Origin of the sequence: Congregibacter sp. (assembly GCF_965660375.1) — a bacterium.
In the GTDB taxonomy this organism is placed as follows: Bacteria; Pseudomonadota; Gammaproteobacteria; order Pseudomonadales; family Halieaceae; genus Congregibacter.
Genome location: NZ_CBFHZO010000008.1, coordinates 1 through 10,509, shown reverse-complemented (window position 1 = coordinate 10,509; position 10,509 = coordinate 1). Strand labels below are relative to the sequence as shown.

General features: G+C 56.8%; 8 protein-coding genes. 5 read left to right on the top strand and 3 right to left on the bottom strand.

The genetic code is table 11. The annotated features are described in order from the left end of the window. The coding region (locus tag ACTG3T_RS00680; RefSeq protein WP_439100337.1) for a COX15/CtaA family protein at nucleotides 1-915 on the top strand (915 nt) is incomplete at its 5' end. Here ACTG3T_RS00680 and ACTG3T_RS00675 read toward each other — a convergent pair. The 3 genes from ACTG3T_RS00675 to ACTG3T_RS00665 all read right to left on the bottom strand — a co-directional run bounded on the left by ACTG3T_RS00675 (nucleotide 902) and on the right by ACTG3T_RS00665 (nucleotide 6,143). After that, nucleotides 902-1,462: a helix-turn-helix domain-containing protein gene (locus ACTG3T_RS00675; protein ID WP_439100336.1), complete on the bottom strand. Its 561-nt coding sequence runs from the start codon at nucleotides 1,460-1,462 to the stop codon at nucleotides 902-904. The two genes, ACTG3T_RS00680 and ACTG3T_RS00675, sit on opposite strands and share 14 nt — an antisense overlap. A 508-nt stretch (nucleotides 1,463-1,970) precedes the next feature. Next, nucleotides 1,971-4,493, bottom strand: coding sequence for a TonB-dependent receptor (locus ACTG3T_RS00670; protein WP_439100335.1), 2,523 nt, complete (start codon nucleotides 4,491-4,493; stop codon nucleotides 1,971-1,973). A gap of 189 nt (nucleotides 4,494-4,682) precedes the next feature. Next, nucleotides 4,683-6,143, bottom strand: a complete 1,461-nt coding sequence (locus ACTG3T_RS00665) for an amidase (RefSeq protein WP_439100334.1) — start codon at nucleotides 6,141-6,143, stop codon at nucleotides 4,683-4,685. Nucleotides 6,144-6,346: 203 nt separating this feature from the next. On the opposite strand from ACTG3T_RS00665, the gene ACTG3T_RS00660 reads away from it, so the two are divergent. From ACTG3T_RS00660 to ACTG3T_RS00645, 4 genes are all read left to right on the top strand, one after another. Further along, entirely contained in the window at nucleotides 6,347-6,862 is a 516-nt protein-coding gene (locus ACTG3T_RS00660) for a phosphatase PAP2 family protein (RefSeq protein WP_439100333.1), read from the top strand. Between the two features lie 16 nt (nucleotides 6,863-6,878). Beyond that, the gene (locus ACTG3T_RS00655) at nucleotides 6,879-7,919 is read left to right on the top strand and encodes an MJ1255/VC2487 family glycosyltransferase (protein ID WP_439100332.1); all 1,041 of its coding nucleotides are present in this window, start codon (nucleotides 6,879-6,881) and stop codon (nucleotides 7,917-7,919) included. Nucleotides 7,920-7,984: 65 nt separating this feature from the next. After that, nucleotides 7,985-9,742, top strand: a complete 1,758-nt coding sequence (locus ACTG3T_RS00650; protein ID WP_439100331.1) for an ABC transporter transmembrane domain-containing protein — start codon at nucleotides 7,985-7,987, stop codon at nucleotides 9,740-9,742. 2 nt (nucleotides 9,743-9,744) lie between these two features. Continuing rightward, nucleotides 9,745-10,509: efflux RND transporter periplasmic adaptor subunit (locus tag ACTG3T_RS00645; RefSeq protein ID WP_439100330.1), on the top strand; the 765-nt coding region annotated here is incomplete at its 3' end.

Here is a 10,509-nt window from a genome sequence, read left to right as displayed (position 1 = left end):
ATCTGGCCTCCCATCGGCGAGGCTGCCTGGCTGGAGGTTTTTGCCAAGTATCAGCGCTTTCCCGAGTATCAGAAGATCAATCAGGGTATGGGGTTGGATGAATTCAAGGTGATATTCATGTACGAATATCTCCACCGGGTTCTGGGTCGATTGATCGGCCTGCTATTTATTATCCCCCTGTTGTTTTTCGCTTTGCGCGGAGTAATCCGGCCGGGTCTTATGCCCCGTTTGCTGTTATTGCTGGTGTTGGGAGGCTGCCAGGGGCTTCTGGGCTGGTACATGGTGAAAAGTGGTCTGGTGGATCGACCCAGTGTGTCTCAATACAGACTTACAGCGCATCTTGGCCTGGCGGTGGCACTCTACGCAGCGATTCTCTGGCAGTTCCTGAACCTGTGGCCAAAGGATGATCACGGATCAGCGTCTCTGGTTTCCACATCCCTGAACGGTGTCGCTCGCTGGTCGCCGCTCCTTATCGTTTTGGTCTATCTCATGATTTTATCGGGGGGCCTCGTTGCGGGCACGGATGCGGGTTATGCCTACCCTACCTGGCCCAATATGGGGCCGGGGCTCATTCCTCCGGGCCTGTACGCGGACTCGCCGCCCTGGCTGGCGGCCTTTGAGGATGTGACCACCATTCAATTCAATCATCGTGTGTTTGCTTACCTGCTGTTTTTTCTGGTCGGTGGGTTTGGGTTGTTTTTGGCGCTGAAGGCGTCCGCTACTGCCGTTCGACTCGCGGGCGTTGCTGTGATGGCGGCGCTACTTCTGCAAATCACGCTGGGGATCAGCACACTGCTCACGCGCATGGCGATTCCCGTGGCTGCGGGACATCAGGCGGGCGCTATCCTGCTGCTCACGGTGCTGCTTTTTACCGTACACCTGCTCAGGCGAAGAACTCCAATCAGCGGTAGCTGACAACGAGGAAACCCTTAAGCGCCTCGGGCCCCCTACAGCGAATCACATGGGGTATATCGGCCCGATAATGCGCCGTATCACCGGTCTGCAAGGCCACTTCACTGTTGCCAGTGCCCACAGTGGCGGCCCCCTGAGAGACCGAGAACATCTCCCGCGTGCCCTCAAAATGCGCGGCACTCGCGAGTTCGGCGCCGGGTTGCAGGGTGATGACGTAGAACTCAATGTTTTTCTCCAGCTGCAGCGGCGAGAGGGTGCGCAATTCGCATTCGCTGTCTGCACGAAACACCGTGCCGGGATCGTCACCGCGCACCACATCAATGCTCGCGCTGGCGTTCGGGTCGTCAACCAGTTCTCCGATGCTGATGCCAAAGGTCTGCGCGATGCGCTGGGTCACGGCCAGTGTCGGGTTGGCTTTGCCCCGCTCAATCTGACTGAGCATAGAGCGGCTGACACCCGATGCCGCAGCAAGTTGCTCAAGGGTCATGGATTGCAATTGCCGGAGCTGGCTGACGCGCTCGCCGAGAAGTCTACTGGTGGAATCAGTCATGGCAGCATTATACGTAAGCTCAGCTATCCGGCGAGGCACCAGTACATGTTGCCCTGTTTCGCCTGGCGCATTGATCCATTAATTCGGCGAGACGCCAGCACGTATTGCTTCGCGTCGCGCTGCGCGCTCCTGATTGCTGCGCAACATGCACTGCCGCCTCGCCTCTTGCCGCGCCATATCGTTAGCTGCATCCCTATCAGGGCCCGAAGCGGCGAAGCTCCAGCATGCATTGCTTCGCGTCGCGCTAAAGCGCTCCTGATTGCTGCGCAATACACACTGGAGCCTCGCCTTGTGCCGCGCAATGCGCCAGGTCGCCCAGCTAGCGTTGGGCACGGCGTAAAGGAGTGCGGGGATGACTGTTATGCAGCAATCAGGAGCGCGCAGCGCGACGCGAAATAACAGTCATGCCCGTGCTCCGAACCAGTTGTACACACAAGGTCGTGAGGGATTAGCAGGCAAAAAAATGCCCGCACGAGGCGGGCATCAGGATGACTGCTGACGGGTCAGCTTAGAAGGTGTACTTCAAGCGAGCACCAAAGACCGCGCTCTCCTCGAGATAGCTAGAGTGAGATCCGGCGAGCACCGGCGTGTCATAGGACTGCATGAACACTTCTTCATCAAAGATGTTGCGACCGTAGGCCATGATTTCCCAATCGCCGGAGCGAATGCCTAAGCGCAGGTTGGTTTTCGTATAAGCATCGATCACATCAATGGGATCATTGTCACCCGCCGAGTTAAAGGAATCCCGGTAGTTGATTTCACCACCTAGGAAGAACTCCATATTGCTGCCCACGGGTCGGATGTAGTCCCAGAAGAGAGACGCACTGTAATCTGAGGCGTACAGCGTAGGCTCACCAGAGAGAGGGTTTCCTTGCTCAACCGAACAATTAGGATTGGCATCCAATTGAATTGCCGTGCAGGGGCCGTCGTCGAAATCACTGTATGTGGCATCAAGGTAGGCAAAGTTCGCCCCAAGTCTGAGGTTGTCCGTAGCCTGCCAAAGAGCATCGACCTCAAGACCATAAATCTCTGAACCGGCAGCATTTTTCACTACGAAGCCAAGGCCTTCAAAGATAGCCGTTTGCAGGTCAGTGTACTCCGTGTAGAACAGGGCCCAGTTCAGGGTCATGCCGCCATCAAGCAATGTGTGCTTACCACCGATTTCAAAGGCGTCAACCTCTTCATCCCCAAACTCAAAATCATCATTCGGATTGGATAGGTTGTAGCAGGCATCAAGATCAACGGTGAAGTCCGGGTTAGGTGCGCAAGGGAATGCGGTGGGTGCCAGATCCCCGGGGTTCTGGTCATCCGCCGCGGTGAAACCGCCGGATTTGAAGCCCTGGGAAAAGCTGGCATAGAGCATGCTGTCGTCACCAACATCCCACTGCAGATTGAACGAGGGCGTCAACGCATCAGTCGAGCGCTCTTCCCTGAAATCATAGGCATAGGCATTGAAGCTGTTAGCCTGAATCAAGTGAAGGAAGTAACTGTCGCCGGGGTTCAGGAGCCCCGAATTCTGATCACTCAGAAACTGCGTGCTGATTACATCCTTGTTCTCTTCGGTATAGCGAACCCCCACGGTTAAACGCAAGGTGTCAGTAAAGTTAAACGTACCCTGGGCGAAGACTGCCAGGGAATCCGAATCCAGCTGATAATTGTGATTTCGCGCTACCTGGTTCATGTCGTAGGCACCCCCGGTGAGTGCAAACAACAGGTTTTGTGGGAGCACTTCCGGTGGAGGGTTGCCCGGGGTCACAATCGACAGAAACTCAGGGAATAGTCCGTCGAAATTGGTATCAATAGCTACCTGCCGGTCAAACTCGAGGTCTGATTGGTCGTAGTAAAAACCCGCTACGTAGTCGAAAAACTCACCGCCGGGGGAGGCAATGCGAAACTCCTGGCTGACCTGCTCAAAGCTCTGATCATCGTCGCGGGAGATAAACTGCAGCGGTAACCAGTCTACGTCTGCACCATCGATATACTGGTACTCCGACCAACCGGTTACAGAAGTCAGGGTCAATTCGCCGACCTGCCAGTCCACATTCAGTACCATGTTGGTGAGGTCGTTGTCTGAGCTGTCCGGGTTGATCCCAATGCCGATGCCGTCTTCCTGGGAGCGCCCGTAACCGTTGTCCTTAAACACTTCGAATTCGCGGCTGGTCTGTTCTTTATAACCGGGGTAGAACACATCCATGATGCTGTAGGCCGTGTCGGCGAACGCGGAGCGATTGGGAACAAACTCGTTTCGCTCGGCCGCGGTTAAAAACACCGTGCCCGTTGTTGTGGCGCCGGTTCGCTCATAATCTGACTGGGAATACTTGAAGTTAACGTTCAGGTTGTCCGTCGGCTGCCAGTTTAAAGACAGGCGATAGGAAAGCTCTTCGACGCCACCCTCGGGTGTGCCAAGAAAAGTGTTGTCCGCAAAGCCGTCTGTTTCACGATACTTAACTGCAAGTCGCGCCCCGAGGGTATCGGTGAGACCGCCGCCTACAAAGCCTTCGACGATCCGTCCGTCGAAGGACTCGGCGGACGCCATAATCTGGCCTTCAAACTCATCGCCAGCCCGCGCACTGGCGGTGGTGATGTTGATCGCGCCGGCGACCGTGTTGCGACCAAACAGCGTGCCCTGCGGCCCGCGAAGGACCTCTACGCGTTCTACATCCAAAAACCCTGCGCGGTACTGACGTCCACGTCCCATGTAGACGCCATCGATGTACATGCCCACAGACTGTTCGAAACCCTGGTTGTTACCCGAGCCGACACCACGCATGTATATGTTGGTGTTAACCGGAGCATCGGCGATATGCAGGTTAGGCACATAGTCAGCCAGCGCCGCCATGTTCGGTATGCCGGCATCCTGAATCTTCTCGCCCTGAACAGCCGAGACCGAAATCGGAACGTCCTGAAGACTCTCCGCACGTTTCTGTGCAGTTACGATAACTTCTTCTAGTTGTTGTGCGCCGACGGTGAGTGATTGCGTCGCCAGTGATACGGCCGCGATAAGCGGCAGCGTGCGAAAGGTCGCAGACATTGATGATCCCCTTGTGATTTTATATTTATGGGTCGTGAAGCTGAGGCGCTTCAAAACCTCCCCACGATCGTAGGTAAACTTCATGCTCCAAGGCAAGCAATTTTGACCGTATTTTTTACACGGTTATGCACCATCCCAGTGCATAAGAGGGCGTCGTCTTCCTTTGAGCGCCCCGAGGCGGGATTGGTTTTAGTCGTTGTATCCGGGCGGCGGTACAAATGCGCGGTGATGCGTCTCGAGGAGTCGCGCCACGGCAAGGGTTGTGCGATCCCCCAGGTAGCGACTGGCGATCTGCATACCCACAGGCAATCCGTCGGCGGTGGTGCCTAGCGGTACCGCGGTGGCAGGCAGATAGGCATTGAGGGTAAGCCCCGCCCACTTGAGGACATCGGTGTAGGGGCGCTCGATTCCATTGACGGGGATCACCCGTGCCTGCATATCCGGATGGTGATCGTGTTCGAAGGCGGGGACGTGGGCGCAGGGACACAGCAACACGTCGTAGTCGCGGAAGAAAGCTTCCCAGGCGACACGGGTGTGCTGGCGTATTTCGTTCTGCACTATCCAGCCTCTGTGATCCAGCGCGATACCTTTCATTTGTAACAGCGCTTCGCTGTGGTCGTCAGGATCTGCGGCCGCCACCATATCCCTGGCCATCTGGCGCACCTCTTCGGGAACATCGGCGCCGATAACGGACATGAGCAGTTGCAGATAGTTCTCGTGATTGGCTTGAGGGTCGATTGCAGGACGGGCCTTGCGATCCACATGGGCACCGAGCTGCTCGAGGGTTTTTGCCGCGCTCTCGATGTGCTCCGCAATCGCCCTGTCCACGGTGCAAAACTCATCATCCGCCCACACCGCTACGCGAAGATGGGAGGCATCGCGAAAGCTCGGTGTGGGCAGTGCGGGCAGCGGATGAGCCGTGATATCTGGTGCAGGGCCTGCGAGCAGTGCCAGCGCCTGCTCGAGATCGTCAACACAGGTGGCCAGAGGGCCGGCGCAGGACAGGTCCGGCTCGGAGAGCACTTTGTCACCCGGGGGCAGGTGTCCGCGCTTGGAGATAAGCTCGTAACTGCTCTTGTGGCCGAACACGCCGTTAAAATGACTGGGCGTGCGAATGGAGCCGCCAATGTCACTGCCCAGCTCCAACGGTGTGAGACCGCTGGCCAATGCCGCCGCTGCTCCGCCGGAAGATCCCCCGCAGGTACGCTCGACATTCCAGGGATTATTGGTGACGTCGTAAATCTCATTGAAGGATTGCAGGTCGGCGCTCATGAAAGGCACATTGGTTTTGCCAAAGATGATCGCACCGGCATCAACCAGTCGCTGAACGGCCACGGCATTCTTCTCAGGTACAAAGTCGCGGCGCTCGGGAATGCCGCCCACGGTTACCAGGCCCTCAGTGCACCAGGCGTCCTTGATCGTCATGGGTACGCCGTGAAGAGGGCCCCAATCTTCGTTTTCTGCGGCGGCCTTGTCCGCAGCCACCGCGCGGGCGAGAGCGCGATCTGCGTCCAGTGCTACCACCGCATTGATGTCCGGATTGAATTGCTCAATACGATCGAGATAAAACTCAAGCACGGTGACAGCAGACAGCTTGCCCGCCTTGATGTCCTGTGCAAGTCCAAAAGCGCTGCGGTAAAGAATGCTCATAGGTTCACGTCCAGAAAATTTGGCGGGAGGAAAATTACGAAGCCTAAAGCTTATCCCTTTGTGTGCTGTTCGGGCTATATCCTTTTTGACGCGTAAAAGTTGAAGTAGCGGTTCACCGGCAGCGCGTCGACTGTCACAAAAAATTCACGGGAGAGGGGTTGTAGGTCATACAAGCGTCATGACCCAAGCCTAGAGTTCGCAGTATGAGCGTTCTCGAAACTATTCAGGATTTCGATCATCGGTCCCTACTGCTTTCGCAGCAGTCGCAAAGCTGGGGCGCTCGCCATCGTCGGCCGATTTCGCGAACCGCTGACGGGCATTGGTACCTGATACTGGGGAGCGCGCTGGGCCTGTTTTCCCAGAGCGGCGCACAGTTCCTGACACACATGCTCGTGGCCTTTGCGGTTGAGCGCACGCTGTACTGGTCTTTGAAGAACAGCTTGAAGCGTCGTCGACCCGCGGCTGCGCTGCCCGACTTTCAAAGTCACATTATTGCCTCGGATGAATTCAGCTTTCCCTCGGGACACACCTGCGCTGCATTCCTGTTCGTAACACTACTCGTCCTGCATTTCGGGCTTTGGTTCCTGCCTCTCTATGCCTGGAGCGTGGCCGTAGGAATGTCCCGTGTGTATCTCGGTGTGCACTTTCCCACCGATACCGTAGTGGGCGCGGTCCTGGGGTCCTCGATTGCCCTGGTGACTGCGCAGTGGTTCCTTTAAGCAGCCAAGCTGCGTCGTGAAAATACTCTACGGTGTACAGGGCACGGGCAACGGCCACCTGAGTCGAGCCCGCGCCATGGCGAACGCCTTTGCTGCAAGTGGCGTCGCCGTGGACTATCTATTCAGCGGTCGGCCCGCTGATCGCTACTTTGATATGCAGGCCTTCGGGCATTTTCGCACTGTCCCCGGACTGACCTTTGCAAGCTCCCACGGTCGCTTGTCCTACCTGAAAACAGTCCTCGGGAATAACTATTGGCGGCTCTTGCGCGATGTGCTGAGCCTGGAATTGGAAGGCTACGATCTTGTCCTGACGGACTTCGAACCCGTCACTGCCTGGGCGGGGTGGCTGCGGGGCAAGACTGTAGTGAGCATCGGACATCAGCCGGCGTTTGATCATCGCGTTCCGGTGGCGGGCCAGGACTTCAGGTCGCAACTGGTGATGCGCATGTTCGCCCCCGGTAGGGTCCGACTCGGCATGCACTGGGATAGCTTCAAGGCGCCCATACTCCCTCCGATCGTTAACGTTGGGCACGCGGATGGGGAAAGCGAGTCGCACAAGGTGGTCGTTTATCTGCCCTTTGAGGATCAGGAGGAGGTGCACGCGCTGCTGATGCAGGTGCCGGAGTATGAGTTTTATGTTTATGCCCCGGATAACAAGGCGGCGAGGCGCGCCAATCTGCATATCCTGCCCACGTCGCTGCAGGGCTTTCAGTCGGACCTTTCCAATTGCGCGGCTGTAATTTGTAACGCGGGGTTTGAGCTGTCCAGTGAGTGTCTGGCGCTGGGTAAGCGTTTGCTGGTAAAGCCCCTGAGGCGACAGATGGAGCAGTCCTCCAATGCGCTGGCGCTTCGACAGCTCGGATATGGTGAAGTGCTGGAGAGCTTGCGCCCCGAGCCGATCCGCGACTGGCTGGCTTCCAGTGCCCCGGTCAAACGCGTCCGTTATCCGGATGTTGCCAGTGAAATTGTTCAATGGCTGACCCAGGGGGATCTTAGACAGGTCTCCCAGCAGGATTTAAGTGATCGGCTGTGGGAACGGGTAACAGTGGGGTCCTGAAATACCCAACCAAAACCATCGGGTTTACGTATAATAGCTATTCATCGTACCTGACCCGTTTTCCCATGGCTGAAAAACATATCGCATCAGAGACTTCCCTCTCGTCCCTGTTCCGCTTTTTTATCGATATTCTTGCGCCGGAGCGCAGCTATTACGTGCTGGCCATCATCTATGGCATTGGTATCAGTTTACTGTCCCTCGCGACGCCTGTGTCCGTGCAGATGTTGATAAATACGGTGGCGAATATCGGCCTCACTACGCCATTGGTTGTGCTGTCGCTTACCCTGTTCTTTTTACTACTTCTGGCCGGCAGCCTGAATGCCCTGCGGATCTACATCATGGATGTCTTCGGGCGCCGGTTTTACGCCCGCATGGTTTCGGAGATCGCGTTGCGGACTATTTATGCCGGTAATCCCTACTTTGATGATCGCGGCAAGAGCGCGCTGTTTAACCGCTACTTCGACATCGTCATCATCATGAAGATGCTGCCTAATCTACTCGTTGGGGGGTTCACGATTATTCTCCAGACCGTCGTCGGCTTTTTACTGGTGTCGTCCTATCACCCGGTGTTGCTGGCCTTTAATGCGGGCATCGCGCTGTTGATCTGGCTGGTGTGGTTTATCTGGGGGCGTCGGGGTATCCGCAGTGCCGTGGAGCTCTCCCATCGCAAGCACTACAGCGCATCCTGGCTGGAGTCCCTGGGGCATGCCAATGGCTTCTACAAGAGTGAGATGCATATTGCCGAGGCGCTTCGGCGCACAGATGACGTCACTGCGTCTTATATGGAGCAGCATCGCTTGCACTTTCGACACCACTTTTCCCAGACACTGAGCTTTCTGTTTATCTACGCCGCTGCGAGTGCCGCACTCCTTGGTCTGGGCGGCTGGCTGGTCATTAGCGGTGAGCTGTCTCTGGGACAATTGGTGGCCGCCGAGCTGGTGCTTTCCGTGGTGTTTCTGGGCGTCTCTCAGATGGGGATTTATCTGAGCTATCTCTACGATGTCTGCGGTGCAGTAGACGAGCTCTCATTGTTCTTCCGGGTTGAGCAGGATATGCCCGACAAGGCCCATACCCGGATCGATGGAGATTCTTCCCTGAGCTTCAGTAAGGTCATGGTGGCACCCTCTATTACCCTGGATTTCAAGATACCGGCCCGCTCCCGGGTGTGTGTCTACGCCGACAGTCATCGGGCCCAGCGGGTGTTTACCAATCTCGTACGCGGACACGAATCCCCCGATAGCGGCTATATTGCAGTCGGTGGTATGGATTTGCGGGAGCTCAAGGCCTACGAAAAGCGCCAGGAAATCATCATGCTGGATCGACCCAATGCCGTGGAAGCGAGCATTCGGGAGTATCTGCGGCTATCGGCTTCAAATCACGAGTCCGTGGATGTTATGCAGGTGCTGAAGATAGTCGGTCTGGCGGAGACGGTAACGCAGCTGCCCCAGGGCCTGGACACAGAGTTGGTGGGCACCGGTTGGCCGCTCTCCATTGTCGAGACCATGCAGCTCAAGCTCGCCGCGGCCATTATCGCCAAGCCGCGCATATTGGTGCTGACCCAGGCCTATGACGCGATGCCGGAGGTGTTTTTGCTCCGCGCCATGGACGCCCTGCAGGAACGTAGCGAGACCACGATTGTCTATTTCACCTATGAGAATATCGATCTGCGTTTTGATCACTATTTGCAGCTAGGTTTTGAACAGCAAGTTATGGTTACTGACTACGAGTCTCTTTGTGATCTTATGGGGCTGGAAGAGCATCCTCTGCGCACGCCGCTATCGATCTACGGCGAGAATGCCGCCGAATTGAACGGGGAGCAGTAACCGTGCCTTTGTTTGATTATCACAACGAGAAGTTTACGACGCTCAACAGCGTTGGCGTTCCTCGAGTCGCTCGCGCCGTGGGTATTGGACTGCTGTTTTTCTTTGTGGTCGTGGGGCTTTTTCTGACCTTCGTGCCCTGGGTGCAAACTGCCAGCGGCCCCGGTAATGTCACTGCGCTTAATCCCAACGACCGCATGCAGGAAATCAACGCCCTGGTGCCGGGCCGGATACAGGAGTGGTACGTTCGCGACGGATCCCGTGTGAAAGTGGGAGACCCCATCGTCCGTATCGTCGATAACGATCCTCAGTTGCTGGAGCGCCTGCAGGCAGAACGGGGACAGGTGCTCGCCAAACTGACAGCGGCAGAGACGGCGCTGGAAATCGCGCAAATCGACAAGCGCCGTATGGAGAAACTGTTTGACGAGGGGTTGTCGGCCCGTCGGGAATTTGAGCAGGCGCGTATCCGCGTGGAGCAACTGCGCGCGGATGTGGCCCAGGCAGCGGCGGAGCTCAGTCGCGTGGATGTGAACCTTTCCAGACAGTCGGTGCAGATTGTTCGTGCCCCCCGGGACGGCACGATCCTGCGGGTGAATGCCGGTGACGCGGCAACCTTCATCAGCGCGGGTCAGGTCGTGGCCACTTTTGTGCCCGACAACGCCGAGCGGGCTATCGAAATGTATATTGATGGTCGTGACATTGCCCTGGTGCGGGATGGTGCCAAGGTGCGTATCCAGTTCGAAGGTTGGCCCGTCATTCAAATCAGTGGT